This window comes from Ensifer sp. YR511, assembly GCF_900103045.1.
Taxonomy (GTDB): Bacteria; Pseudomonadota; Alphaproteobacteria; order Rhizobiales; family Rhizobiaceae; genus Ensifer; species Ensifer adhaerens.
The window spans coordinates 545,762-571,894 of record NZ_FNGR01000001.1 but is presented as its reverse complement, the minus strand read 5'-3'; the positions used below and the strand labels follow the sequence as shown (position 1 = coordinate 571,894).

The following is a 26,133-nucleotide window of genomic DNA, read 5'->3' as shown; positions in this document are numbered from 1 at the left end:
ATCTCGAGGTTTGCCATGAACATGGTTCCGAAAATTGCAGAACGACGACGCTGAAGCTCTCAACGCTTTTGCGCTCCTTTTCATGCAATTTCAGGAAATGATCCATGACCGTCAAATCGGCAGCACTCGCAGCCCTTGCTCGCGCCTATGAACTGAACGGCCTTAAAGCCGAACCCTTCATCGCCCGGTCGACACGGCCCGAGTTCGGCGATCTCCAATGCAACGACATGATGCGGTTGGCAAAATCCGCCGGCCGGAATCCGCGCGAACTTGCCGCTGAGGTTGCCGAGACGGCGCGCGGCGAAGAATTCGCGGAGGTGTCCGTCGCCGGGCCGGGTTTCATCAACGTCCGGCTGACGGATGCGGCGGTTGCCGCGGAGGCGACGGCGATGCTGGCCGATGGGTCGCTTGCCGCCGAGAAGGTGCAGCCGCTGCGCACCATCATCGATTTCGGCGGACCCAACGTCGCCAAGGCGTTGCATGTCGGGCACCTGCGTTCCTTCGTCATCGGCGAAAGCCTGCGGCGCATCCTGCTTGAGATCGGCCACGACGTGCTGTCCGATATCCATCTCGGCGATTGGGGCCTGCAGATGGGCAAGCTTCTGTTGGGTGCGGCCCTGGCCGCCGGATGGAAAGCCGGCGACCCCGCGCCCTTCATCGATCCCCGCGCATTCGATGCCATGATCGTCGATGAACTTGGCATTCTCTACAGGTCGGGCAATGCGGCCTGCGAGGACGAGACGTCGCTTGCGCAGGCGCGGATGCTGACCACGAGACTGCAGGACGGAGATCCACTCCTGACCGAGGCCTGGGGGCGCATGCGGGCCATTTCCCTGGTCGCGATCTCGGCCACAGCAGAGGTGCTAGGGGCGCATTTCGACCTGTTCAAGGGGGAAAGCGATGCGCATGCCGAAGTCGCGCCCATGCTTGCCGACCTCGTTGCCCGCAAGCTCGCTCGGGAGAGCGACGGTGCTCTTGTCATCGATGTCGCCGGTGACGGACTTCCAGACAATGCGCCACCTCTGCTTCTTCAGAAGAGCGACGGCGCTGCGCTTTACGGCACGACGGATCTCGCGACGCTGCGCCAGCGGGTGCGCGATCTCGGTGCAGAGCAGATCGTCTATTGCACCGACGACCGGCAGGCGCTGCATATTGCCAGCGTGTTTTCGGCGGCGCGGACGGCAGGCTATGCCGATGGCGTCGAACTGCGGCACGCGACCTTCGGCACCGTTCGTGGCCGCGACGGCAAGCCCTTCAAGACCCGCGACGGGTCGGCCGCATCGCTCGGCGACATGATCGATCTGGCGCTTGCCAAGTCGTCGGAAAAGGTGACTGACGGCGAGGCGGCCACGGCCGTCGGTCTCGGCGCCCTGAAGTTTACCGACCTCTCCACGCCCCGAAACACAGGTTATGTTTTTGACATCGACAGGATGACCTCCTTCGAGGGGCGGACGGGTCCCTATCTTCAATATGCCTACGCCCGGATCTCATCGATCCTGGACAAGGCCGAGGAGGCGGGCATGGTTCCAGCCGAGATGGTCTCCATCAGCCATCCGTCCGAGCGGGCCGTGCTGATGGAATGTCTCTGGTATCCGCATGCGCTTTCGCAGGCGGCGCAACAGCTCGAATCCTTCGAGATCGCCGACCGGGCCTACCAGGTGGCAGATGCGTTCAGCCGCTTCTACGCGGATTGCCCGGTGCTGAAGGCAGACGATCCGTCGGGTCGGCTTGCCACATGCAGGCTTGTCGCACGGGTCATCGGGAAATGCCTCGAGCTTCTTGGAATGGAGCCGGTGCGGCGCATGTAACGTTCGGTTGGCCGACCTCGGTGATCAGGCCGCCGAAAACTCTTTCACCAAGGCGTCGAGTGCGCCGGGCGCCGCGCCATCGATACACCGGATGTCGACGGCTCCGGCAGCCTCCAGCATCTCTCTGTTTTCGCGGATCGAGCGCTCGATGAACTTGTCGATGATCGCGGCCTTCGTCCCGTCCACATCTGCGCGCCGAGATTCTTCCAGCATGCGCCGGCGCAGGAAAGCGTCATCCGCGTAGAGAAACAGGGGGAGGATGTCCTCTTGTTCGAATTGAGCCATATACTCCGGCCGGAGCGCGGCACCTTCAAGCACGAAGGGTTGAGCGTGTTTTAGGCGGCTTTCGATGATCTGGCGGATGCGCGGCCACATGTTTTCGTGGTGCACCTTCAGGAACCAATGGATGGTCTCGTCGGTCAGGCTTGCATAGTACTCGGCGACCTGAGGACGGACCGACGGCCAGGGCCTGCCGGGATGGCGGCCCAGATCGTCCGTCGAGATCAGCTCCCGCCCGAGCGAACTTGCGAGAGCCCTGGCGAGTGTCGACTTCCCGACATGCGAGCTTCCTCCAATCAGGATCCCGAGGGCCGGCTGCTGCATGCGTTGGACTCCATTCCGTCGGTTCGCACCCTATGGCGCGGCTTCTGCGCCGTCACCGTCGAAATTTCGCCCCTTTGCAAGAATCGTCTTGACGCTCTGGAGAGGCTTCACTAGAACACTGCGAACCGTACCGTACGGTACTGATCGAGGGCGAGGCAGCGTGCAGATGACTGTGGCGATGAGAGAGGCGAATGCCGGGGAGGGGCTGACGGAACGTCAGGGCGCCGTTCTCGAGCAGGCATTGCGACTTCTCGTCGACGGCGGCGAAAAGGCGCTGACGACGGCCGGCATCGCGCGTGCTGCCAATTGCTCCAAGGAAAGCCTCTACAAGTGGTTCGGCGATCGCGACGGGCTGATTTCGGCGATGATCGGCTTCCAGGCGAGCAAGGTGCGCACGCAGGACGTTGCCGCCCGCGCGCTCGATGCCGAGAGCCTGCAGCGGCATCTGATCGTTTTTGCCAAAGATCTGCTTGAGGTTCTCGCCGGTGACGTGTCGCTGGCGCTCAACCGTCTGGCGATCGGCCAGGCGAGCCGCGACGGCTCCAAGCTCGGCCACATGCTGCAGGAACGCGGGCGTCGGCAGATCGGCCGCCGGGCCGCAGCGCTGCTCGAAGCCGGCCGCAAGGCAGGCCTCTTGACGTTCGACGATGCCGACGAGGCCTATGGCGCGCTTTATGGGCTGATCGTCTCCGACTGGCATCTGAAGATGCTGCTCGGCGAAGAGGCCGGCGAGATGAGACAAAGTTTTGGCCGCAAGGCGGAGCAGGCGGTATCCGCCTTCCTTTCGCTTTACGGCACGAAAAGGTAACGGCCCGCAGCGCCGCGCTTCGAAAGAAGCGTAAAGGTCGCTGCGGCAAAGAAAAGTCACAGCGCCGCGCTTCGAGAGAAGCGCAAAGGTCGCTGCGACACCAGGAATTGCTGCAGGGCTCCGGAGCTCCCGGGTAATGCAGCGGAAGCAACTGACAAACAACGGGAAGGACCACAACAATGCGCGTCTATTACGATCGTGATGCCGATATCAACCTGATCAAGTCGAAGAAGGTCGCCATCGTCGGCTACGGCAGCCAGGGCCGCGCCCATGCGCTGAACCTCAAGGATTCCGGCGCCAAGGAAATCCGCATCGCTCTGAAGCCGGGTTCGGCAACGGCTGCCAAGGTCGAGGCCGACGGTCTCCAGGTTCTCTCGGTAGCAGAAGCCGCCAAGTGGGCCGACCTCATCATGATGGCGACCCCGGACGAACTCCAGGCCGAAATCTACAAGGCCGAAATCGCCGGCAACATCCGTGACGGCGCTGCGATCGCTTTCGCCCACGGCCTCAACGTTCACTTCGGCCTGATCGAGCCGAAGGCTTCGCTCGACGTCGTCATGATCGCGCCGAAGGGCCCGGGCCACACGGTTCGCGGCGAATACCAGAAGGGCGGCGGCGTTCCCTGCCTCGTTGCCGTTCACCAGGACGCTTCGGGCAACGCCCTTGACCTCGCTCTCTCCTACGCCTGCGGCGTCGGCGGCGGCCGTTCGGGCATCATCGAGACCAACTTCAAGGAAGAGTGCGAAACCGACCTCTTCGGCGAACAGGTCGTTCTGTGCGGTGGTCTCGTCGAGCTCATCCGCGCCGGCTTCGAAACGCTGGTCGAAGGCGGCTACGCCCCGGAAATGGCCTATTTCGAGTGCCTGCACGAAGTAAAGCTGATCGTCGACCTGATCTATGAAGGCGGCATCGCCAACATGAACTACTCGATCTCGAACACCGCCGAGTGGGGCGAATACGTCACGGGTCCGCGCATTATCACCGAAGAAACCAAGGCCGAAATGAAGCGCGTCCTCAAGGACATCCAGACCGGCAAGTTCACCTCCGAGTGGATGCAGGAATACAAGTCGGGTGCGGCTCGCTTCAAGGGCATCCGCCGCGTCAACGACAGCCACCAGATCGAAGAAGTCGGCGCCAAGCTCCGCGGCATGATGCCCTGGATCGGCAAGAACAAGCTGGTCGACAAGGCGAAGAACTAAGCCTTATCGAACGGTTGAATGAGAAAGCCGGGGAGCATGCTCCGGCTTTTTTCGTTTGGCATACATCTCCCGGATAGCTTCACGCTTTTCCTGGAATTGGGTCAGACTAATCCCAGAGAAGCTGAAAGACGCCCAGAAAGACCCTTCCGAACAGCTCAAGACAGATTTCGGGGAACAGGGCGGCAAAGGCCGCGCCAGCGGTGAAACCAACCAGACCGAAGCCGATTGCGCCGTCCAAGCCGTAACCCTGCCAGCCGTAAAGGGTGCCGAAACTGGTCGCCGTGCCGACGATCGTCATCCACCAGAGAACCCGGAGGGTGGTCGTCGCATGGCGAATGAACGTATCAAGCATCTGCCTTCCCTGCCGCGAGCCGGAACACGCTGTGGTTTCGTACCGGACATAAGTTCGCGCAGAGGTGATTTCCAGATCAACCTGATATCAATGGCCGGGAGGCCGGGCGCTTGGTTCAAAACTCCTGCCAGGCCTGCAGCCTTTCGACCGTCGTCGTCGCGCCGCCGCAGACGATCATCAGGATGCGCTCGAAGCGCGCCAGTCGGTCGGCGTGGGCGTAGGCGACGGCGAGGGCGGCGCCGCAGGCGGGCTCGACCAGCACGCGGTGGTCGTCGAGGAAGCGGATGCAGGCTTGCGCGGCGTCCGTGTCGCTGACGACGACGCTCTCGACCGGGCGCGTCTGGCTCAGCTCGAAGGCGCGCTCGCTGACCTTGCGGGCGGCGAGCGACGTTGCGATGCCGCTGACGGAGGGGAGTTCCGTCAGCGAGCCCGCGTCCATCGAGGCGGCCAGCGAAGCGGTGCCGTCGGTCTCGACGGCAAGGATCGGCACGTGGCCAAGCCCGTTGCGCGCGAGCCCCTCGGCAACGCCTGCAAACAGTCCGCCGCCGCCGACCGACAGCACCACGGCATCGAAGGCGAGGCCGGATCGGGCGACCTCGTCGATCATCGTCGCGTGACCGGTCCACAGCAGCGGGTCGTCGAAGGGATGGATGAAGGCGGTGTCGGCATCGAGGGAGGCGAGGGCGGCTGCATTCGCCTCATCCCAGGCGGCGCCGTGCACGATGACGTCGGCGCCCTGCTGGCGGATCAGGCCCTTCGCGCGCTCGGTCGTCGTTTCGGGAACGAAGACGGATACAGGGATCGAAAGCATGCGCCCGGCATAGGCGACCGCCATGCCGGCATTGCCGCCGGAGGAGGAGACGAAGCGCCGCTTGCCGGCGCGCGCGTGGTGCTCGCAGGCAGCGCCGACGCCGCGGATCTTGAACGAACCCGGTGGCTGCAGCGCGTCCATCTTCAGAAAGATTGAGCGGCCCGAGGCAAGCCCCAGCGGCAGGGATTCGATCAGCGGAGTTTCGAGGTGAAGTGGCATGAGATGTTCCGTTGCGGGCGCGATGCCGATGGGTGCCCCGGTGTGACGGAGCTCAGGGAGAATCGTGAGGCAATTTGCCCCCGATCGCCACGTCGGCGCAATATGGGGAAGCACTCCGCCGCGGATGGCTGCGTGTCATCTCACGGAACATCATGGATTTGCGGCGGCCGTCACCACAAGAGGCCGCTCAGCGTCACGAACGCGACGAAGAGCAGGGACAGGACGAGCGACGCCTTGATTGCCGCCAGGGTATAGTCGTATCGGCGAAGTCTGTGTGTCAGCGTGTGGAACATGGGTTCGTCCAATCGTGAGTAAGCGGTGGCTCGTCGCCGTTCGTTCGAGCGAAATGCCGTGCCCGCAATTCGGCAGTGACGACAATGGCTACCCAGCCCGCGAAATTGGCCAGACGGCGGCTCGCCTTGGCGCGAACGCGCGCATGCGCTGCTGTCGATAAAGGAGGATATGGCGGCTCGAGAGCCCCTCACACCGCGATAAGCCAAGTCGGCCCGTGTCGATCGTCAAACCATGCGCCTCAAAAGTGTCCGGCACAAGGAAGATCCCCTTGGCGGCACCCTTTTGCGTTCCAGCACACAAGCCTCATCCCGATTTGGGGCCTTTGCGAGCAAACGAGGCAAGGTCCCGGGGCGGCACGGCCTCCGGCCAGGGGAGGCGTCGGGCGCCGGTGTAGCGGGTAACGGCGCTGCGCCTCTGCGGCGCGCCGCCATCGTTCTCCCACTGTTCGAGATTTGCGGTTTCAATCTGACGCGGAGTGCGCTGCCCGCTCCGGCCCTGAAGCTCGCAAAGCAGGGCATCGGCGGTGATAACGCCCGCCTGGAACCTGCCGATCAGAAAGACGGCGGCAAGACGGAGGCTTTCCTGGTCATCAAGGTCGACATGTTGGTGAAAGCCCGCGCGCCGCAGCACGCCGTCGAGCATGGCAAGGTCCGAGGGAATCAGTGGATGCTGCTCTGCGGATGACATAGGCCCCTCCTGTTGATGGGAACTGTCGTTTGCGTGGCGCATGCGTGCGAGCGCGCAAGGCGCTCTTCCAGGAATTCTACCCCCGGAGCGTCTTTCCGTCTCGGGTGGACCGTGCTGGGGTGACCTCAGGGTGACGCCCGTTGCCGGCGGCCAGGAGGGTGTGGTTTCTGTGTCAGTCAGGACCGGCGCGATTTCCGGGTCGGCTTGCTTGCGGACACCTCCGCGGCCGGTTCGGCGGCGGCGCGCTCAAGGCGTTGCGCCTTGAGCTTTTCGGTCTTCTTGTCGCGGGCGATCTTTTCAGCCGCAACGATGGCTCTCGCCGTATGATCGGTTGCGGCCGCCTTGTCGCTCGCGGAGGTCTTGGCCGGCTTGAATGCCGCGTTAGCGTTGGGCGTCATGACCTGTCTCCTGAAACGGGCGGGTGCTGCCGACCCAGAGGGGTCAGCGCGTGCGCGCCGCCTTCTTGGGGCTGGGCAGCAGGCCTTCGCGCTGCAGCTTCTTGCGCGCCAGCTTGCGCTGGCGTCGGACGGCTTCCGCCTTTTCCCGCACGCGCTTTTCCGACGGCTTTTCATAGCTGCTGCGGGCCTTGAACTCGCGGAAAAGCCCTTCGCGCTGCATCTTCTTCTTCAGAATGCGCAAAGCCTGGTCGATGTTGTTGTCTCTAACGAGTACCTGCAAAACATGTTCTCCTGTTGTCGATTGCAGCGCGGGCGAGGCGCATGCGCCTATCTGCCGCGCTTGGCGCTCAGTTTCTTGAGCCAGGGGCCGGTAGCTTCCGCCTGAGCGGGGTCCGGTGTGGCGGTCTCGGCGTGTTCGATGTCGGTCGCAAGGACCGAGCGTTCAAATGTCTCACCGTCGACCCGTACGCGAAAGCGGGGCTCGCCGCGATCTTCCGTGGGCAAAAGGCCGACGATGACGCCGAAGGGGCTGATCAAGGCCGACTGTGTGGCGGATGCCCTCAGTTTGACCCTGTCGCCGATCTCGCAGGCCGTGCGGCTCATGACGAGCTCCATATCGGAAGTGAAGGGGCCAAAGATGCAAAAAGGCCGGGTTGTTCCCCGACCTCTTCCCGTCATTCAAGCCTTTCCTGCCAGTACATCCGTGGTCAGAGAAGGGCGAATGACAAATTATTCGGCGCGCAGATTGTCGGCCGAGCTCTTGCCCGACTTGCGGTCGGCGACGACGTCGAAGGTCACCTTCTGACCGTCGGCGAGCGAGCGCAGACCAGCGCGTTCTACTGCGGAGATATGGACAAACACGTCGGTGCTGCCGTCATCCGGTTGAATAAAGCCGAAGCCCTTGGTGCTGTTGAACCACTTTACAGTGCCCGAAGCCATGACGATTTCCTTTCAATCGTGGAGTTTGCCAGAAAATATTTCTCTGGCGGTGATCGATATTTGAGAGGAGATCTGGCCGCGCATAAGCGCTGTGTCAAAGGTCACAAGCAATATTCGATGAGTTGATATATAGACGATACTTTTTGAAACTCAATGAAAATATTAAATTATCTATTTTCCCGTCCTTGTATAAGCCTTGTCAAAGGCCTGAAAATGCGGGTTTTCGTGCCGCTATTTTTCTTTCTATTGAACGCTCGGTCCCTGCCGATGGAGACTGAATATGGCGCATGGGTCAGCCGACAGCGCGACCGCTTTGGAGGCGGTGCATTTGCGTGATTGCTGTCGGGAGAAGTCTGGCTTGGCCTTCCGCATCGCGCCCGACAGCGCCGGGCGTCTTGTCAGACGGGCGAAGGTCGCTGCAGAACTCTGAAATCCTGCATGCTTTTGTCCTTTAATCGGCTACGGGGTAAAGGAAACACGCCGGACAGCGGTGGCAGGGGAGGTCAGGCGGCGGTACGCGTATCTGTCGCGCACCGCCCCCGCTTTTCAGGTGAAGGTCTGCGGCGAGACCTGCAGTGCGGCGGCGATGCGCTGCAGCTTGGCGGGATCGGTATCGGCGCCGAGCTCGATCTTGGATATTTCAATTTCCGTCAGGCCTGTCGTGACCGACAGATCGTCAACCGAATAACCGGCGGTTTCACGCGAACGCTTGATGGCGGCTCCGATTTTGACGCGGGACAGAGATGCGCCTGGAGCCTTGGTTAGGTCTTTCTTAAAGGACATGAAGTGTCTCCTTCGTTGGTCCACCGGCAAAGAACGCTGCCGGTTGAAGGGGGCCCAAAACTGAAATGCGACTCAAGGCAGATGAGTGCGAACCTAGGGCGTCGCTAATATAAGCGAGAAGTCCGCAGGCGCAAGTTTGCGCCCGAATCTTTGTAAAAAGACTACTTATATCAATATCTTACCCTGTGATTATCGGGTGCTGGACGGTCCTTTTCCGGGCGATCCGGGGTACCGCGGCTGCTCGCCAATCGCCGTCCCAAGGACTGCGAAAACGGCGCCGAAACTCACGCCAGGCGCGCCTCGATCAGAAACGGTCCGCGCCGCGACAGCGCTGCGGAAAAGAGCGCGGCGAAGGCCTCGCATGAGGTGGCAACGGCGGCTTCGACGCCAAGGCCGCGGGCAAGCGACACCCAGTCGAGCGCGGGGTTGTCGAGGTTCAGCATCTGCCGCGCATTGGTGCCGATCTCCCCGACGCCGACATTGCGCATCTCGGCATGCAGGATGGCATAGGTGCGGTTGGAGAAGATGACGGTGACGATGTCGAGGTTTTCGCGCGCCTGGGTCCACAAGCCTTGAATGTTGTACATGGCGCTGCCGTCGGCCTGCAGGCAGATCACTTTCCGATCGGGGCAGGCGATGGCCGCGCCGGTCGCAAGCGGGATACCGTCGCCGATCGCGCCGCCGGTCTGCATGATGAGGTCATGCGGCGCGGAGAAGGCGGACAGGGCAAAGAAGCGCCGCGCCGATGTGACCCCTTCGTCGCAGACGATTGCGTCCTCCGGCACCTTGTGCGCGACGATGACGGCGATCGCGTCTTCGGTGAGCGGGCCCGAGGGCTCGCCGGTGTCGGTGGGGGTGCCTGCCGTCGGCAGCGGCCCGGTCGGGCTGACGCCGAGTTCGTCGCCAAGCGCCTCCAGCGTCGCCTTCAGGTCTTCGCCATGGCGGGCAAGGGTTGCGACCGTGCAGCCCTCCGGCACCAGCCGGCCCGGCATGCCGGGATAGGCGAAGAAGGCGACCGGCTCGGGCGCGCCGACAAGGATGAGAACGCGGACGTCCTTGAGCGTGGCGAGCGCCATGTCGATCGGGTAGGGGATGCGCGCCGGCGCGACCCGTCCGCGGCCGCGCTGGGTGTGGGCGACCAGAACCTCGTTGAAAAGCTGGATGCCGCACGCAGCCGCGATCCGCCCGGCAACGGCAAGGCCATCGGCCTGCGCCGCAGCGCCGCTGACGACCATGGCGACCCCTTGAGGATTCGAACGTATCAGGCGGGCCACTTCGCCCACCGTCTCGGCGCTGGCCGGCCGCGGCGCTTCGATGGGCGCCTTTTGTGGCGCGGTGGCAAGGGCAAGCGTTCCCCAGGCGGCGTCGGCGGGCAGGATCATGGTGGCGACACCCGGCGGCGTCAGCGCGGCCTGAACGGCGGCGGCAACGGTGGGGCCGACGTCAGCCGGATCCTTCACGCGCCGGACCCAGTTCGACATCGGCGCGGCCAAGCTCTCTATGTCGGTCGTCAGCGGTGCGTCGAGCGGGAGGTGATGGGAGGCGTGGTCGCCAACGATGTTGACGACAGCCGCCCGGGCGCGGCGGGCGTTGTGCAGGTTGGCAAGGCCGTTGGAAAGGCCAGGGCCGGTGTGCAGAAGGGTCGCTGCCGGGCGCCCGGCCATGCGCGCATAGCCATCGGCGGCGCCGGTCACGAGGCCTTCGCTGAGGCCGAGGATGCAGCGCAGCTCCGGCTTGCGGTCGAGTGCCGCGACGAAGTGCATTTCCGAGGTGCCGGGATTGGCGAAACAGACGTCGACGCCGTTTGCAAGCAGCGTATCGACAAGCACATCCGCGCCGGTGGTGCGAAATCCCTGGCCGCCTTCTCCCATGCGCGTATCCCTCGATGGCCCTCAAGGGCATGATAGCGGCAACTTGCGCCGGTGCAACCGGGGCATGGCGAGCCACCCGTCGCAGCACCAGTCGGCCAGCGCCAATCGGCTGGCGCTGCGCCGGCTCATCGGTCGGGCATCAGGTCCGCTGCCAGGCGAGGTGGGCGCCAAGCCCGATCAGCACTGTGCCGCCGGCGCGCTGCATCAGGCGCTGCGCCCTGCCGGAGCGGCGCATCCGTGAGACGACGGCGCCGGCGAGGAACACGCAGACGATATCGGCCGAGGAGAACATCAGGTTGGCGAGGGCGCCGAGCAGCAGGAACTGCACCCAGATCGGGAAGGCGGCAGACGCATCGGTGAACTGCGGAAGGAAGGCGACGAAAAAGATCGCGGTCTTCGGGTTCAGTACTTCGACAGTGATGCTCTCGAAGAAGGCGCGGCGCGCCGATTTCGCCTCGGTCAGGGGCAGGCTGCCGTCGCCCGTCGCCTTGGTGCGCATCAGCGTGAAGCCGAGCCAGACGAGATAGGCGGCCCCGGCAAGCTTCACTGCCAGATACAGCGTCGGCACCGCATGAAACAGGATCGAAAGGCCGGCAGCCGCCGCAATGACGTGCACGTAACAGCCGAGATGAATGCCGAGCGAGGCCATCATTCCGGCAGAGCGGCCGCGCGCCACGGTTTGGGCGGCGGCGTAGAGCATGGCCGGGCCCGGGATATAGGCGAAGATCGCCGTGGTGACGAAGAAGGTGAGGAGAATGTCGAGCGATGGCATGCGGTTATACCTCGTCTGCTGCTGCGTGGGCTCTTGCGGGAGTCGTTGTAAGGGCTTGCGCGGGAAAGTTGAAGGAAAATCACAAGTGCTCGGGCCGGCGGGTCAGCCGCCGGCGGTCCGTTCGTCCGTGGTCAGACCGGTATTTCCTCAGCGACGAGGCGATCCTCGCGGCGGGCGCTGGCGGCAAGCCCTGCCGCGACGCCGGTGCGGTCCTCGGCACTGCGGTTCTGGCTCATCTTGCGCTTGCCGTCGAGACGCTCGATCGGCAGCCTGAGGCCGATGATGCCGCGAAGCTGCGCCTTGACGAAGGCGGCGGGCGCGTCGCTGACCTGCCAGGGCTCGGCTCGTCCGGCCTCATGCCGGTTGGTCAGCCGCGTGACGATGTCGAGCAGCCGGTCCTCGTCGGTGAAGAATTCGGCCGCGCCATAGGCGTGCACGGCGACATAGTTCCAGGTCGGCACGACCTTGCCGTGTTCGCGCTTGGAGGCATACCAGGAGGGCGTGACATAGGCGTCCGGCCCCATGAAGGTCGCCATAGCCGCGCCGATGACCGGTGTCGTTCCTTGCGGGTTGGCGCGGGCGACGTGGCCGTAGAGCGTGCCGTTCGGCCCCTCGTTGCGATCAAGCAGCAGCGGCAGCGGGGTCGCAAGCAGACCATCGGCCGTGGCGGTGACGAGGGTCGAAAGCGAAGCCGCCTCGATGATGTCGTGCAACACGCTCAGCGTTTCTTCCTTGAAGGCAGGCGGTGTGTACATGATCTCGCTCCTTGTGCTCGTCCCGTCATAGAGGCAAACTGGACGGCCAAGAATATCCAGTTTCCGTATAAATGCGTGGGCCAGTTTGTGACGATGAAAGAAGAGTCGACGGTCGGGACCGCCCGGCGGATCTATGAGGCGCTGAAGGCACAGGTCCTTGACGGCACCTATGGCGCCGAGGCGCTGCTGCCGTCGACGCGGGCGCTCGCCGCCGAGCTTGGCGTTTCGCGCACGACGGTGACGGCCGCCTATGAGCAGCTTCTGTCCGAGGGGTATCTGGAAAGCCGGCAGGGCGCGCGCTCGCGGGTCGCGTTGCTTGCGGCCCGGCAGGGTCCCGGCTCGGTGGCCGCGCCCGGGCGTCCAGCGAGCCAGAAGCATCGGGACAAGGGTGCGGCGGCGGTTCGCCTGTCACGCCTGGGGGCTGCCCTTTGCGACGGGCCGATCTGGACGCCGCCGGTTTCTGCTCGGCTGATTGCCGACTTTCGTTACGGCGACCTGTCGGCCGCGGATTTTCCGGAGGAGGCGTGGCGGCAGTCGGTCAACGCGGCGCTCCGCCGGCGAAGGTCGCGGCTTGCCTATGATCACCCCGCCGGTTCGTCTGCCCTGCGCATGGCCCTGCAGGCCTATCTCTGGCGCGCGCGGGGGCTCAGTTGCGATCCGGATCAGATCGTCGTCGTCAACGGCTCGCAGCAGGGGCTGGACCTTGCGGCGCGCGTGCTCGTCGATGCTGGCGACCGAGTGGCGATGGAGGATCCGGGCTATGTGATGGCGCGCCGGGTCTTTGCCGCCGCCGGCGCCGCGGTGGTTCCCCTCGCGGTCGACGCGGAAGGGCTGAGGACCGACATCCTCGAACAATTGGAGGATGCCAGGCTCGCCTATGTCACGCCCTCGCATCAGTTCCCGCTCGGCAGCGTGCTTTCGGCCCGGCGGCGGCAGGAGCTTCTGGCCTGGTCCAGGCGAACCGGGGCCTATGTGCTCGAAGATGATTACGACGGCGAATATCGATACGACATCCGGCCGATCCCGCCGCTCCAGACCATGGGGCAGGCGGAAAACGTGCTTTATCTCGGCACGATTTCCAAGAGCCTCTCGCCGATGCTCCGGCTCGGCTATCTCGTCGTGCCGCCGCCGCTTGTCCCGGCCTTTGCCGCCGCCAAACAACTGATCGACCGCCATTCGCCGAGCCTCGAGCAGGAAGCACTGGCGGCGATGATTGCAAGCGGCGCCTATGAGCGCCACATCCGCCGCAGCCGGCGCAACAATGGCCGCCGGCGGGAGGCCCTGTTGACGGCGCTCAAGGCGGAGCTCGGCGACGCGGTGACCATATCCGGCGCCGATGCCGGCCTGCATGTGGTCGTCTGGTTCGAGCAGTTGGAAAAGGCGCAGGAAGACGCGCTGATCGCGCGAGCGCGGGCGGCTGGCGTCGGCCTCTATCCGGTTTCGCCGCTCTATGCGGCAGGTGATGCCGGCCATCGGCCGGACCGGGCCGGCATCGTCATGGGCTATGCGAGCCTCGAGGCGGCCGAGATCGGCAAGGGCGTGGCAGCACTTGCGCAGGTGTTGCGGTCCTGGGGCGACGAGAAGGCGGAGGCGAAGCCGTCTTAGGTCGGGAGCGGGCGGAGCGGAGCCCGTGCGCGGCTGGGCATCCCGGCGGCACGTTACGGTTAGCCGCTTGCGCCCGGCCAACGTCCCTTCATAGTGGCGGCCATTCCGCGTTTGCCCAGGCGACCTCCATGAGATCTCTTCGCATCCATCCCCACCTGCACGACGTTTTCGGTGAAGAGCAACCACTCGCCTATCTCGCCGCCATACTCCTGTTCGGAGCCGGCGTTGCCGTCGTCTTCGCGCTGTCTGCGGGGTCGACGCTTGCCGATCTTGCCTGGTGGCGGGCGGCGCTGGCGCTTGTTCTCGTGCTCGACATCGCCGCGGGCTGCGTCGCCAATTTCACGCCGTCGACCAATGATTTCTACGCAGCCCGGCCGTGCAACCGCTGGATCTTCATCGCCATCCATTTCCACATCGTCCTAGTCGCGCTGCTTCTTGGCAGCGGGATCGCGGCCGCGGTTGTCGTCTGGGCCTATACGATCGCAGCGGCCGCGCTCGTCAACCGGCTGGCGGGGCGGGAGGCGCAGACCTTCGTCGGCGGGCTGCTCACAGCGATTGGCCTTGCCGGCCTGCCGCTTCTGCCCGGTCTGACGCCGGCGATGATGGCGGTCTCAGGCCTCTTCATGCTCAAGGTGCTCTTCAGCTTCGCCGTCGACCATTACCGCACGGTCCCGCCCCAAGATGGGCAGGCGTCCAAAAATGGGGGACACGGCTGACGTCCTTGCCTTGCATGGCGGTCTTTACTAGCCTCCGGAAAGCAGGCTCAGGGGAGAGACTCGATGGCAGTTTCAGCGGCGGACGAGGCATTGCGCATTCCGACATTCGACGACGTGCAGATGGCCCGAAACCGGATCGCCGGGATCGCGCACCGAACGCCGGTCCTGACCTCGCGCACGGCCGATGCCGCCACCGGCGCCCGGCTGTTCTTCAAGGCGGAAAACTTCCAGCGCGGCGGCGCCTTCAAGTTCCGCGGCGCCTATAACGCCATCGCCGCGCTTAGGGAAAAGGGATCGAGGCAGGGCGTGGTCGCCTTTTCCTCCGGCAATCATGCCCAGGCGATCGCCTATGCCGCGCGCCTGCAGGGCGTCGCAGCGACGATCGTCATGCCCGCCGATGCGCCCGACATGAAGGTGGCGGCAACGCGCGGCTATGGCGCCGACGTCGTGTTCTACGACCGCTACAAGGAAGACCGCTCGGCAATCAGCGCCCGGTTGGCGGCCGAGCGCGGCGCCGTGCTGATCCCTCCCTTCGACCATGCGGACGTGATCGCGGGCCAGGGGACGGCAATTCTTGAGCTGATCGAGGAGGTGGGTGAGCTCGACCTGATCGTCACGCCGCTCGGCGGCGGCGGGCTGCTTGGCGGCACCGCGCTCGCCGCCAGGGAGCGCTCGCCCGGCGCGACCATCGTCGGCGTCGAGCCCGAGGCCGGCAATGACGGCCAGCAGTCGCTGCGCCAGGGCCGGATCGTCGAAATCGCCATCCCGAAGTCGATCGCCGACGGCGCGCTCACCCCCAGCATCGGCGCCCACAATTTTCCGATTATCCAGCGCGCGGTCGCCGACATCGTCACGGTGAGCGACGCACAGCTGGTCGAAACCATGCGTTTCTTCGGCGAGCGCATGAAGATCGTGGTCGAGCCGACCGGCTGCCTTGCGGCGGCCGCCGTGCTCGAGGGGGTGCTTGCCTGCGCCGGCAAGCGCGTCGGCATCGTCCTGAGCGGCGGCAATGCCGATCTGGCGACCTACGGCGCGCTGCTGCAGGCGACGTGAACTTTAACCGGACCGCCGTCCTGGTGCCCGCCATTTCGTCGAAGCCTTGCAGACCGGGCGCATGGCTCTCGACGTTCATCGAACAGATCAGGCGGCTTGAAGAAGGGGACATCACATGACAGACGCACCTTGGCACGCCGATCCACTTACCTGGGGCACCGGTCCGCACCTCTTCGAGGTCTTTCTGGAACCGACGGATCCTTACTCGGCCAAGGCATTCGGCAAGCTCGATGCCCTTCTCGCCCGCGCCGGCGCGGACAGGATCACCATCAAGATCCGGCTGCAGTCGCAGCCCTGGCACATGTATTCCGGCGTCGTCGTTCGCTGTATTCTTGCGGCCTCGACGCTGGCGGGCGGCAAGGAGACCGCAAAGACCGTCATCGCGGCCGTCGCTGCGCATCGGGAGGAGTTCGAGTTCACCCACCACGCCGGTGGGCCCAACATGGACGTGACCCCCAACACGATCATCGAGCGACTGGAAGGTTATAGCGGCGTGCAACTGAAGGCGGCCTTTGCGATCCCCGATCTCGATCGGGAGATCAAATGGCATTGCCGGTACGCCCGCCAGAACGGCATCCACGTCTCCCCGACCTTCATGATCGACGGGATCGTGCGGCCGGACGTGAGCAGCGGCGATGATGTTTCGGCCTGGGCGGCGAAGTTGCTCGCCTGACGAAGGTTGCAAGGGACGCTTCCGGCGGGCAGCGGCCAGGCCCCCGTTGCGGGCATTTTCCCGGGGCTCGACCGGGCCGTTGGCGACGCCCGTCTTAACAGTTGCCTTAACCGGCAAAAGTGGCACACTGAGCCTCGCGCGACGGCGCCAAGCGTCTGAATGACAGGGCGGAGGCCACTGTAATATTTTGTTTTTCTAAAGGATTTCTCTCCGGCCGATTTCCGTCGGAAAACACGTGTTGGAAAAAGCCAGAGGAATACAGCGGGCTTTTTGAGCGCCTTTTCGGACGCCGCGTTGCCAAAAATCTAAGCGCTGCCACCGCTCCGGATGGGCGCGGTGCATACACAACTGGAGGGTATCGTGACGCTTGCAATCAATGACCTCGCACCGGACTTCGAGGTCGGGACAACCGACGGCACGATCCGGTTTCACGACTGGATCGGCGACTCCTGGGCGGTGCTGTTTTCGCACCCGAAGGACTTTACGCCCGTCTGCACCACCGAGCTCGGCTACATGGCGCGCATCAAGCCGGAATTCGACCGGCGCGGCGTCAAGATCATCGGCCTTTCGGTCGATCCGCTCGACCGCCATGCCGGCTGGGCCGCCGATATCGAGGAGACACAGGGCCATGCGCCGAACTTCCCGATGATCGCCGATGTCGACTACACCGTCTCGAAGCTCTACGGCATGCTGCCGGCGCCGGTTTCCGGCGATCCGACCAAGCGCACGCCCGCTGACAACCAGACGGTGCGCAACGTCTTCGTCGTCGGCCCGGACAAGAAGATCAAGCTGATTCTCATCTATCCGATGACGACAGGCCGCAACTTCGACGAGGTGCTGCGCGTCATCGACTCGCTGCAACTGACGGCCAAGCACAAGGTGGCAACGCCGGTGAACTGGCAGCAGGGCGACGACGTGATCATCGCCGGCTCCGTCACGGATGAGGATGCCCGCAAGGTCTATCCGGAGGGCTGGCGCGCGCCGAAGCCCTATATCCGCATCGTGCCGCAGCCGAAGGGCTGAGGCGGGGCTGACATTTCGCCAGGGCGCGGAAGCGCCCGCGTTACGGGTTCGTCCTTCGTTGCTGGGGGTGAGGGTTTATCCGCATTCCGCGACGAGGGGGCTGCCCCTCATCTTGCGGTGAGGGAGCTGACCCTCACCCGCCTGCCGGCGCCTTCTCCCCGCATGCGGGGAGAAGGGACGTTGGCGTGCCTTCCGCGTTTCCTTTTCCCCGCCTCTGGGGGGCGGCGGATAGGCCGTTTAGCTTCCATTCCCACGACCCATGGTTGCCGGAGCGGCGAACCCCGCGCCGGAAGCCTGCTTCCTCTGCGACAGAATCCCTCCTTTATCTGAGCACGCCCGCGCCTATAGTGCCGCTGTTTGCGACCGCCGCCGGAGCGCGCCGCACGCTGACTGGATGACCCGCCCCATGACCGCAGCAAGCCGCCCCGACCTGACAGACATTCACCGCGGCGACTGGGTGGATCGCCGGTTGCCGCGGGCGGTGCGGCCCTATACCCGTCTTGCGCGGCTCGACAGGCCGGTCGGTATCTGGCTGACGCTCTTTCCCTGTTGGGCGGCGCTTTTCCAGGCGGCGCATGGCCTTCCCGAGATCCGGGATATTCTGGTTTTCACGCTCGGCGCATTTCTGATGCGCAGTGCCGGCTCCACCATCAATGACATGGCCGACCGCAATTTCGACGGGCATGTCGAGCGCACGCGGTTTCGTCCGCTTGCAAATGGTGAGATCGGTATGTCCCGGGCCGTTGTCTTCCTGATTGCGCAACTTGCGCTCGCCGCTTCGCTCCTTGTATTCTTGAGCCCCGCGACCCGTGTGCTTGCGGTGTGCGTCGTGCCGCTCGTGTTCCTCTACCCCTTCTGCAAGAGGTTCACCCATTGGCCGCAAGCGGTCTTGGGCGCTGCCTTCAACTGGGGCATGCTGATGGCCTGGTCGCAGGTTGCCGGACATGTTCCGGCGGGCGCTGTGCTGATGTGGGCCGGCGCCGTTGCGTGGCAGATCGGCTATGATACGGCCTACGCCTATGTCGATGTGCGAGACGACACGCGTCTCGGTCTCAAGTCGACGGCGATCCTGTTCGGCTCCCGCGGCAAGGCCTGCATCGCCCTGTTCTACGGCCTGACGCTGGCCGCCTGGTCTGTCGGCGGCTGGATGCTCGGCATGTCGAGCCTGTATGCCATCGGCATGGTGGTGATCGCGGCCCATCTCGCGTGGCAGGCCCGGCGCTTCGACCTCGATCGCCCCGAAATCAGCTATCGACTGTTTCTGACGAATATCCTGACCGGCGTGCTGCTGGCTGCCGCCGCTCTCGCCGGAAGTTTTTGAGGGACGCCGAACGTCCGGCCTGCCGCCTGGAATACGGCCGACAGGCGGGCGACGCATTGACGCCCGGCGCGAGCGCTCCATGTCATATCCAGATGTCATATCCAGGCGTTCAGCGCAGTCAAACGGGCAGGGGCAGGCCATGCAAAGGTTCTTCGTCAGCGTCGCCAAGGAATTCGAGGCCGATAGCGCCGAGGAGGCGGCCCTTTTGATGTACCAGTATCTGACCCGCGAGCCGGCGCCGCTTTCCTACGCCGTCACCGACGAGGCGAAGAACATTACCAGGCTGACGCTCGAGCGCGACAAGGCGGACGAATTCGCGAGCGTCGACCACACGGCAGATCCGGGCAACTGGTAACGTCCGCTGGCAGCGATGCCTGTGGGTGGAAGCCATCAAAGCGACAAGTTCGGTTGCAAATCCTCGGCGTTCGCGTCAAGACTGCGCCTGTTGGGCGCGGGTTTCGCCGCGCTTCGGGAGGAAACCTGCTTGTTCATTGCACATCTGCCGGCCGGGTATCTGCTGTGCCGCCCGTTTGCGCGCCGCAACCCGTCGCAGGCCCGCGCCATCTTCGGTGTCGGGCTTGTCTGTTCCGTCCTGCCGGATTTCGATCTCGCCTATTTCTACCTGATCGACCAGCGCCGCACGCCGCATCACGACTACTGGGTGCACACGCCGATCTTCTGGCTGGTGCTGGCGGCGACGGTTGCGCTTGTTCTCATCGCCACCGGGCGGCGCAAACAGCTCGTCCTTGTCGGTGTCGGGCTTTCGAGCGTGCTCCTGCATCTGGTGATGGATTCTGTCGCGGCTGATATCCGCTGGTTCTTTCCTTTTGTGGATCTCAGGGTGAACCTTGTGCATGTGCAGGCGGTCTACAAACCCTGGTACCTGAACTTCCTCTTGCACTGGACCTTTGCGCTCGAAGTTTTGATCTGGCTGCTTGCCGGCCATTTCGCTTTGCACGATTTGAGAGCGCGGCGCACGATCGGGACCGAGGCCGCATGAGAGCAAAAGCAGGGCAATTCTAGGGGGCGCGAAAAGAATCGCTTAAGAAATTTATCATACGAATAGCTACAATTCGCATGTATCCCTTTTCGATTTGTTAGCTATAGGTCCCGCCCTCATGACTGGCCTGCCGTTTCTTTTTTCGTCCGATGCCAAAGCCATGCTCGATGCGATCAACCGGTCGCAGGCGATCATCGAATTCGATCTTTCCGGCACGATCCTGACCGCCAACGGGAATTTCTGCCGCGCGATGGGTTACGATCTCCACGAGATTGGCGGCCGGCATCACCGCATGTTCGTGCAGCCGGAGGAGGCGGCGTCCGCTGCCTATGCCGACTTTTGGGCACGCCTTGCCCGCGGCGAATATGACAGCCAGCAGTACCGGCGCATCGGTAAGGGCGGGCGGGAGATCTGGATCGAGGCTTCCTATAATCCGGTGTTTCGCGGCCGCAAGCCCTACAAGGTGGTGAAGTTCGCGACGGACATCACCGCGTCGAAGGCAAAGAGCACCGACGATCAGGGCAAGATCGACGCCCTGTCGCGGGCCCAGGCGATCATCGAATTCACGCCTTCGGGCGAGATCATCACCGCCAACGAAAACTTCCTTTCGGCGATGGGCTACGCGCTTCCCGAGATCGTCGGCCGGCACCATTCCATGTTCTGCGAGCCGGACGATGTCCATTCGCCCGCCTATGCCGGCTTCTGGCGCGACCTTGCGGCCGGGCGCTTCGTCACCGACCAGTTCAAGCGTATCGGCAAGGGTGGCAAGACGGTCTTCATCCAGGCGTCCTACAATCCGATCCTCGACGATGCCGGTCGCGTGTCGAAGGTGGTGAAATTCGCCGTCGACGTTTCCGACCGCGTGCTTGCGGTCCAGGAGATCGGCGCCGGGCTCGGCCGCCTAGCCGAGTGCAACATCCGCATGACGCTGGACGAGCCCTTCGTCGGTGAGCTCGAAATCCTACGGCGCGACTTCAACACCTCGATCGGCATGTTCCAGGAAACGCTGTCGGCCGTGCTCAGCCAGACCCGCGACCTCAACAGCAACAGCCACGAGATGAAGGATGCCGCCGAGCATCTTGCCGACCGCACGCGCCAGCAGGCGGCAGCCCTGGAGCAGACCTCGGCGGCGCTGGAACAGGCGACGGCGACGGTGCGCACCTCAACCGAGAACACCCAGCAGACCCGCGCACTGGTGCAAAATGCGCGGCAATCGGCGCACAGCTCTTCCGGCGTCGTGCGCGATGCGGTGACGGCGATGCAACGCATCAAGGCGGCCTCCGAGGAGATCAGCCAGATCATCGGCGTGATCGACGAGATCGCTTTCCAGACCAACCTTTTGGCGCTCAACGCCGGGGTCGAGGCGGCGCGCGCCGGCGATGCCGGCAAGGGCTTTGCGGTCGTTGCCTCGGAGGTGCGCGAGCTCGCCCAGCGCTCGGCCAAGGCCGCCAAGGAGATCAAGGCGCTGATCCAGAATTCGGTCGCCGAAGTCGCCGAAGGCGTGCGCCTCGTCGGCGATACCGGCAGCGCGCTGAAGGAAATCGAGGACTTCGTCGCGGCGATCGACACGCGGATCGCGGCGATCGCGACGGCTGCGACCGAGCAGACGGCGGGCCTCGGCGAAATCAATGCTGCGGTCAACGACATCGACGTCATGACGCAGAAGAATGCGGGCATGGTGGAGCGCACCGCCGACGTCAGCGTCCGGCTGGCCGAAGGCGCGCAGCGGCTGACGGAACTGGTCAACCGCTTCCAGCTCAACCGCCGTGCCGAGCGGCGCGAGGCGGGCACGGCAGCGGCAACGGGCGGCATGGGTGACCGTCGCCGCGCGGCCGACGCGCGGGCCGCCTGAGGGAACAAAGCGGGACGTGCGGGGCGATCATGCCCTGCCGTTCCGCGGGCGGGCGGGCCGGGGGTGCGGCCCGCCTCATCCCCTCCAAGGCAACCTTCGTGCGTTGGAGAGCCTTACCGCAGCAACGAAATTGTGACCGCACCGTCTCCGAGGTCTCCCGTGGCATTGGCGCGTGATAGACGATCGGCAGACGTGTCCGTGCAACGTGTGGTATCGCTGATACGTTGACGAAGCCCACGGTTCTATGCATTCTGCCGGCCAACGAACGAAGATGCCGGATACGGCACGGGAAGAGCAGGGCCAAAGGCCCAAGGCATTGATAAGCTTCGCATTCGCCAACGGCGCCCGTGCGTCTCGCCAGGTCGCCATGGCATTCTGAAGAGCTGCAGGGTCTCGCGATCAAGGGAAACCTGCAGAGTTGCGACGCGCTTTGGCGTCGCTTGAGCACGACATACGCATTCACGACGTCATTCGCATCGATTGCTCGAGGCCGGAGGGGATTGTGAAGGAAAAGTCGAGGTTTCTGCCAGCGGTGCTGGCTGCCATGCTGGCCGCATCCGTGGCGCTGCCTGCCACTGCCGCCGATCTGGTGATCGCCATGCCGAACTGGCCGTCGGGCCAGGCGACGGCCAATATCCTGAAAGTGGGCATCGCCAAGAAATTCGGGCTCGATGCCGAGGTCAAGGAACTCGGTACGCTCAATGCCTTCGTCGGTTTCGAGGCGGGCACGGTCGACATTCAGCCTGAGGTCTGGCGACCGAACTTCGAAGACGTCGTGCGCAAATACGTGACCGAAAAGGGGGTCGGACAGCTGACCGAACGCAGCGTGCCGGCCTGGCAGGGCCTTTGCGCCACGCCGGAAGCGGCCAAGACGATCAAGTCCGCCGCCGATCTCAGCGACCCCGAAAAGACCAAGGTCCTCGACACCGACGGCGACGGCAAGGGCGAGATGTGGATCGGCGCCGCCACCTGGTTTTCGACCGGCATCGAGCGGGCGCGGGCGGCCGGCTACGGCTACGACAAGACGCTGACGCTGTTCGAGGCGGAAGAGGAGGTGGCGATGGCTGCCGTCGATGCGGCCGTCGCGACCGAGAGGCCGATGGTGTTCTACTGCTACGCGCCGCATCACGTGTTCGAGCTGCACCCGATCGCACGGCTCGAAGAGCCGCCGCACGATGCCGCCAAGTGGAAGATCCTGCCGCCGAGCGACCCGCTCTGGGTGTCGAAATCCAGCGCCTCGACCGCCTGGGAAGCGGCACATTTCCAGATTGCCTATGCCACTGCCTTCGGCAAGAAACACCCCGATGTCGCGAAGTTCCTGGAGAAGGTGGATTTCTCGCCGGAGGAAGTGACGAAGATGAGCTACGCGCTGGAGGTCGAGCGGCAGGCGCCGGCCGATTACGCGAAGAAATGGGCCGAGGACAACGCGGCGCGCATCGACGGGTGGGCCAAGCCATGAGCGGACGTTCTGACGACAATCGCCTTGCCGGCACGGACCGGCCCCTGTGGACGCGGCGCAGGCTCGGTGTCGCGGTGCTTGCCGCCGCCCTTACGCTCGAGCCGCTCGCCGCCTGGGCGCAGACCCAGATCTACGATGCCCGCACCAAGAAATGGGTGAACTACGACAAGAAGAAAGCGCGGCAGTATTTCGCCCGCAACAATCAGCTGCCAGAGGCGTTCCGCCGCCAGGTGGTGACCTTCCGAACGGCGGAACAGCCGGGCACGATCATCATCGACGGCAACCAGCACTTCCTCTACCTGGTGCAACCCGGCGGCGAGGCGATCCGCTACGGCATCGGCGTCGGGCGGGAGGGCTTCGGCTGGGCCGGCATCGTGCGCGTCGGGCGTACGGCCGAATGGCCGACCTGGACGCCGCCGGCCGAGATGGTGGCGCGCGACCCGAATGCGGCGAAATGGGCGGCCGGCATGCCCGGCGGGCCGGACAATCCGCTCGGCGCCCGCGCGCTCTATCTCTACGAGGGCGACCAGGACACGATCTACCGCATCCACGGCACGGTGGAGCCCTGGACGATTGGGCTCGACGTTTCCTCCGGCTGCATCCGCATGAACAATGACGACGTCATCGACCTGCATTCGCGCATCGAGATCGGCGCCAAGGTGATCGTGCTGATGCAGGGGGCAGCGCTCTACAAGGGCGTTTGAGGCAGTATAGGCAAGACGGGTCGCTTGAGAGCGGCGCGTCGGCGCAGGCACCTTGCGGGCGCCAGGAAAGAACCGATCGGCCGCCGGGGACACGGGTGGTCGATCGCGCGAAGAAACAGGGACAGAAGATGCGAAGGGGAGGATACGTGGTGAGCGAGGGGATATTGCGTATGAAAGGCCTTGTTCTGGCGCTGGCGGCCACGGCCGCGATCAGCGGTTGCCAGTCCGCGCCCAAGCCCGAGGATATGGCGCGCACCAGCCTGCAGACGGCGCCGGCTGATCTGCAGCTCCTGTGTGCCCATGCGGCCGCCGGTGCTGCCCAGGTCGACAGCGCCAAGGTCTTGCCGACCAGTTCGCGGGCGCTCGATGCCGCCTCCTACAGCGTCGACCTCGACGCCGCCGGCCGCAAGTTCACCTGCATCGTCGACACCGCCGGCAGCGTGAAGTCGGTCACGCCGGTCTAGCAGACAACCCGGCCGCGGCCATGCTGCCGGCCGTCAATCACCAATATTGAACAGCGTCGAAGGATCGGCAACGACGGGCGCTGCGTAGAAGGTCAGGCGCGCCGCGTCCATCAGCAGCAGCGGCTGGTCCATCTCGACCGCAAGGCTGGTGATCCAGTCCTGGAAGTCGCGCACGCGGTCGGCGTAATCGGCCGAAACATCGTGTGCCTCGGACGGGTCGGCGCCAAGATCGAAGAGTTCGACCTTTTGCGGCAGCGTCGCCTTCCAGACGAGCTTCCAGTTGTCCCGGCGCACGGCGCCGCCCATGGGGTCGACGTTGTAGACAACCTCGGTGCGCGGCGTCGGCTTGCCCTCGCTCAAAGAGGGCCAGAGGTTGATGCCGTCGAGCGGCTGGTTCTTGTCGAGCGTCGCGCCGACGATCGCTGCCAGCGTCGGATACATGTCGACCACATGGACCATGCCTGCGACCTTGCCGGGCTTGATCTTCTTCGGCCAGTTGGCAAGCGCGACCACGCGGGTGCCGCCCTCGTAGAGTGTGCCCTTGCCGTCGCGATAGGGGCCGTTGTCGGCCGGCAGCCCGCCGCTCACCTTGCTGTCGCCGGCAAAGAGCGAACTCGTCACACCGCCATTGTCGCTGTGAAAGACGATCATCGTGTTGTCGCGCATGCCGCGTTTTTCAAGCGACGCCAGCAGCTTGCCGATGCCGTCGTCGAGCACGGAGATCATCGCCGCATAGGCACGGCGGTTCTTGTCGGCGATGTGCTTGTAGCGCTCGAGATAGTCATCGGGCGCCTGGAAGGGCGTGTGCGGCGCCGTGAAGGCGAGGTAGAGGAAGAGCGGGCTTGCGGGATCGTGGCTTTCGACCACCCGGGCTGCCTCGTCGCCGATCAGCGTGTTGTCGAAGCCGGTCTCCTCGAGCGGCCTGTTGCCACGGTACCAGTCCTTCACCCCATGGGAGGCGTGCTTGAAGTGGTCGATCTCGCCGACCAGCGCGCCATAGAAGGTGTCGAAGCCGCGCTGCTTGGGCCAATATTCCGGCTTGGCATGGCCGAGATGCCACTTGCCGACCAGCGCGGTTCTGTAGCCGGCATCCTTCATGACCTGGGAAAGCAGGTATTCGTCGAGCGCCAGCCCGTAGGAGCCGGACGAGGGGATCACGCCCGTCTGCAGGCCATAGCGCAGCGGGTAGCGGCCGGTGAGGAAGGCTGCGCGCGTCGGCGTGCACATCGGCTGGGTGTAGAACTGGTCGAAGGTTACGCCGGTCGCCGCCAGCCTGTCGAGATTGGGTGTGCTGATGTCCGAGCCGCGGAAGCCGACATCGCCCCAACCGAGATCGTCGGCGATGATGTAGACGATGTTCGGCGCCGTCGCGCCGGCTGCTTGCGCCGCATTCGGGGCAAGAGCCGCAAGGCTCGCCGGCAGCCCGGCGGCAACGGCGATCGCCGCACTGCTCATGAGAATGTCGCGCCGGGTCAGGCCGGCTTCCGGATCCGCCCCAGCCGTCTTGCCGCCGCATGCGTTTGCACGGGCGTTGTTCGCTTGCAGTTCAGACATGCGCACCCCCTGGAAATGCGACCCGACCGGACGGCGGATCTTTTATTCGATATTTCTAATATCTGCACCGTCCGGTAGCGCCGTCAATTAACATTGTCGTGGTGGCAAAGGGGCGAAATGGCGCGTCGTTGACCGCCTATCGACGGCTGTATCGTTGAGCTATCGCGGCACTGTCACCGATAATTTTCATGGAATTAAGCTTTGTGCAGTGCAAATAAATAATGCTGCAGTGCAGATAGTATTTTGGAGAATTGCGTTGTTTGGTCAGTATATTTTCCAGAACTTCTTCCAAGTTTGGAAAATCTATGCTCTCATAGGTTTAGTTGGAAGGAGGACATGCCATGCTCTCGTTCTTCGAGCACTTTGCGCTTTTCGACGCCTTGATCGTTGCGGCAATCTGCACGCTTCTG

General features: G+C 64.3%; 29 protein-coding genes. 15 read left to right on the top strand and 14 right to left on the bottom strand.

Translation table 11 applies throughout. The features are described 5' to 3' along the window. Window positions 1-104: 104 nt before the first annotated feature. Window positions 105-1,808 (top strand): arginine--tRNA ligase, encoded by a 1,704-nt coding sequence (argS, locus tag BLU15_RS02850; protein ID WP_090294218.1) that lies wholly within the window; start codon window positions 105-107, stop codon window positions 1,806-1,808. A 24-nt stretch (window positions 1,809-1,832) separates the two neighbouring features. Here the strand turns inward: argS and BLU15_RS02845 are convergent, their stop codons facing one another. Further along, window positions 1,833-2,411: an AAA family ATPase gene (locus tag BLU15_RS02845; RefSeq protein WP_090294217.1), complete on the bottom strand. Its 579-nt coding sequence runs from the start codon at window positions 2,409-2,411 to the stop codon at window positions 1,833-1,835. 160 nt (window positions 2,412-2,571) lie between these two features. Here BLU15_RS02845 and BLU15_RS02840 point away from each other — a divergent pair, with 160 nt between their 5' ends. Together BLU15_RS02840 and ilvC are read left to right on the top strand one after the other, a co-directional pair. Continuing rightward, the gene (locus BLU15_RS02840; RefSeq protein WP_034792897.1) at window positions 2,572-3,219 is read left to right on the top strand and encodes a TetR/AcrR family transcriptional regulator C-terminal domain-containing protein; all 648 of its coding nucleotides are present in this window, start codon (window positions 2,572-2,574) and stop codon (window positions 3,217-3,219) included. Between the two features lie 179 nt (window positions 3,220-3,398). Then, complete coding sequence (gene ilvC / locus BLU15_RS02835; RefSeq protein WP_034792899.1) at window positions 3,399-4,418, top strand: ketol-acid reductoisomerase; 1,020 nt, start codon at window positions 3,399-3,401, stop codon at window positions 4,416-4,418. A 106-nt stretch (window positions 4,419-4,524) separates the two neighbouring features. Here ilvC and BLU15_RS02830 read toward each other — a convergent pair whose 3' ends face one another. From BLU15_RS02830 to BLU15_RS02780, 12 genes are all read right to left on the bottom strand, one after another. Beyond that, window positions 4,525-4,770, bottom strand: coding sequence for a hypothetical protein (locus tag BLU15_RS02830; RefSeq protein ID WP_090294215.1), 246 nt, complete (start codon window positions 4,768-4,770; stop codon window positions 4,525-4,527). Between the two features lie 115 nt (window positions 4,771-4,885). Next, window positions 4,886-5,800 carry a pyridoxal-phosphate dependent enzyme gene (locus tag BLU15_RS02825; RefSeq protein WP_090294213.1) on the bottom strand — a complete coding sequence of 305 codons (915 nt, stop codon included), beginning with the start codon at window positions 5,798-5,800 and terminating at the stop codon, window positions 4,886-4,888. Window positions 5,801-5,970: 170 nt separating this feature from the next. Next, a complete protein-coding gene (locus tag BLU15_RS40615) occupies window positions 5,971-6,093 on the bottom strand; it encodes a hypothetical protein (RefSeq protein WP_255380515.1) in 123 nt (40 codons plus the stop codon). A gap of 304 nt (window positions 6,094-6,397) precedes the next feature. Then, on the bottom strand, window positions 6,398-6,736 hold the full coding sequence (locus BLU15_RS02820) for a hypothetical protein (protein WP_113189788.1): 339 nt from the start codon (window positions 6,734-6,736) through the stop codon (window positions 6,398-6,400). 221 nt (window positions 6,737-6,957) lie between these two features. Then, window positions 6,958-7,179, bottom strand: coding sequence for a hypothetical protein (locus BLU15_RS02815; RefSeq protein WP_060516031.1), 222 nt, complete (start codon window positions 7,177-7,179; stop codon window positions 6,958-6,960). Window positions 7,180-7,222: 43 nt separating this feature from the next. Then, complete coding sequence (gene rpsU, locus BLU15_RS02810) at window positions 7,223-7,459, bottom strand: 30S ribosomal protein S21 (protein ID WP_034792958.1); 237 nt, start codon at window positions 7,457-7,459, stop codon at window positions 7,223-7,225. A gap of 47 nt (window positions 7,460-7,506) precedes the next feature. Continuing rightward, window positions 7,507-7,782, bottom strand: a complete 276-nt coding sequence (locus tag BLU15_RS02805; RefSeq protein WP_060605329.1) for a hypothetical protein — start codon at window positions 7,780-7,782, stop codon at window positions 7,507-7,509. Between the two features lie 126 nt (window positions 7,783-7,908). Continuing rightward, on the bottom strand, window positions 7,909-8,118 hold the full coding sequence (locus tag BLU15_RS02800) for a cold-shock protein (RefSeq protein ID WP_034792962.1): 210 nt from the start codon (window positions 8,116-8,118) through the stop codon (window positions 7,909-7,911). A 546-nt stretch (window positions 8,119-8,664) separates the two neighbouring features. Further along, entirely contained in the window at window positions 8,665-8,901 is a 237-nt protein-coding gene (locus BLU15_RS02795) for a helix-turn-helix domain-containing protein (protein ID WP_034792964.1), read from the bottom strand. 284 nt (window positions 8,902-9,185) lie between these two features. Then, window positions 9,186-10,772 carry an acetolactate synthase large subunit gene (locus BLU15_RS02790; protein WP_090294211.1) on the bottom strand — a complete coding sequence of 529 codons (1,587 nt, stop codon included), beginning with the start codon at window positions 10,770-10,772 and terminating at the stop codon, window positions 9,186-9,188. 139 nt (window positions 10,773-10,911) lie between these two features. Continuing rightward, window positions 10,912-11,544, bottom strand: a complete 633-nt coding sequence (locus tag BLU15_RS02785; RefSeq protein WP_060516033.1) for a LysE family translocator — start codon at window positions 11,542-11,544, stop codon at window positions 10,912-10,914. A 131-nt stretch (window positions 11,545-11,675) separates the two neighbouring features. Next, complete coding sequence (locus BLU15_RS02780) at window positions 11,676-12,299, bottom strand: FMN-binding negative transcriptional regulator (protein ID WP_089043521.1); 624 nt, start codon at window positions 12,297-12,299, stop codon at window positions 11,676-11,678. A gap of 93 nt (window positions 12,300-12,392) precedes the next feature. On the opposite strand from BLU15_RS02780, the gene BLU15_RS02775 reads away from it, so the two are divergent. The 12 genes from BLU15_RS02775 to BLU15_RS02720 all read left to right on the top strand — a co-directional run bounded on the left by BLU15_RS02775 (window position 12,393) and on the right by BLU15_RS02720 (window position 24,169). Then, window positions 12,393-13,904 carry a MocR-like pyridoxine biosynthesis transcription factor PdxR gene (locus tag BLU15_RS02775; RefSeq protein WP_090294455.1) on the top strand — a complete coding sequence of 504 codons (1,512 nt, stop codon included), beginning with the start codon at window positions 12,393-12,395 and terminating at the stop codon, window positions 13,902-13,904. A gap of 128 nt (window positions 13,905-14,032) precedes the next feature. Next, window positions 14,033-14,620 carry a hypothetical protein gene (locus tag BLU15_RS02770; RefSeq protein ID WP_090294210.1) on the top strand — a complete coding sequence of 196 codons (588 nt, stop codon included), beginning with the start codon at window positions 14,033-14,035 and terminating at the stop codon, window positions 14,618-14,620. 63 nt (window positions 14,621-14,683) lie between these two features. Further along, complete coding sequence (locus tag BLU15_RS02765; protein ID WP_090294208.1) at window positions 14,684-15,673, top strand: threo-3-hydroxy-L-aspartate ammonia-lyase; 990 nt, start codon at window positions 14,684-14,686, stop codon at window positions 15,671-15,673. A 115-nt stretch (window positions 15,674-15,788) separates the two neighbouring features. Then, window positions 15,789-16,346, top strand: a complete 558-nt coding sequence (locus tag BLU15_RS02760) for a DsbA family protein (RefSeq protein WP_034792975.1) — start codon at window positions 15,789-15,791, stop codon at window positions 16,344-16,346. Between the two features lie 360 nt (window positions 16,347-16,706). Beyond that, window positions 16,707-17,369, top strand: a complete 663-nt coding sequence (locus BLU15_RS02755) for a peroxiredoxin (protein ID WP_034793680.1) — start codon at window positions 16,707-16,709, stop codon at window positions 17,367-17,369. Window positions 17,370-17,775: 406 nt separating this feature from the next. After that, window positions 17,776-18,690 carry a 4-hydroxybenzoate octaprenyltransferase gene (ubiA, locus tag BLU15_RS02750; protein WP_090294206.1) on the top strand — a complete coding sequence of 305 codons (915 nt, stop codon included), beginning with the start codon at window positions 17,776-17,778 and terminating at the stop codon, window positions 18,688-18,690. Window positions 18,691-18,829: 139 nt separating this feature from the next. Next, window positions 18,830-19,045 carry a hypothetical protein gene (locus tag BLU15_RS02745; protein WP_034792977.1) on the top strand — a complete coding sequence of 72 codons (216 nt, stop codon included), beginning with the start codon at window positions 18,830-18,832 and terminating at the stop codon, window positions 19,043-19,045. A gap of 129 nt (window positions 19,046-19,174) precedes the next feature. Beyond that, window positions 19,175-19,690: a metal-dependent hydrolase gene (locus BLU15_RS02740; protein WP_060582795.1), complete on the top strand. Its 516-nt coding sequence runs from the start codon at window positions 19,175-19,177 to the stop codon at window positions 19,688-19,690. A 118-nt stretch (window positions 19,691-19,808) separates the two neighbouring features. Beyond that, on the top strand, window positions 19,809-21,542 hold the full coding sequence (locus BLU15_RS02735; RefSeq protein ID WP_090294204.1) for a methyl-accepting chemotaxis protein: 1,734 nt from the start codon (window positions 19,809-19,811) through the stop codon (window positions 21,540-21,542). A gap of 544 nt (window positions 21,543-22,086) precedes the next feature. Then, window positions 22,087-23,001, top strand: coding sequence for an ABC transporter substrate-binding protein (locus BLU15_RS02730; RefSeq protein WP_090294453.1), 915 nt, complete (start codon window positions 22,087-22,089; stop codon window positions 22,999-23,001). After that, window positions 22,998-23,705 (top strand): L,D-transpeptidase, encoded by a 708-nt coding sequence (locus tag BLU15_RS02725; protein WP_090294202.1) that lies wholly within the window; start codon window positions 22,998-23,000, stop codon window positions 23,703-23,705. Before BLU15_RS02730 ends, BLU15_RS02725 begins: the two co-directional genes overlap by 4 nt. A 170-nt stretch (window positions 23,706-23,875) precedes the next feature. Then, window positions 23,876-24,169 (top strand): hypothetical protein, encoded by a 294-nt coding sequence (locus BLU15_RS02720; RefSeq protein WP_226020593.1) that lies wholly within the window; start codon window positions 23,876-23,878, stop codon window positions 24,167-24,169. A gap of 33 nt (window positions 24,170-24,202) precedes the next feature. Here BLU15_RS02720 and BLU15_RS02715 read toward each other — a convergent pair whose 3' ends face one another. Beyond that, window positions 24,203-25,723: an arylsulfatase B gene (locus tag BLU15_RS02715; RefSeq protein WP_090294199.1), complete on the bottom strand. Its 1,521-nt coding sequence runs from the start codon at window positions 25,721-25,723 to the stop codon at window positions 24,203-24,205. Window positions 25,724-26,133 lie beyond the last annotated feature (410 nt).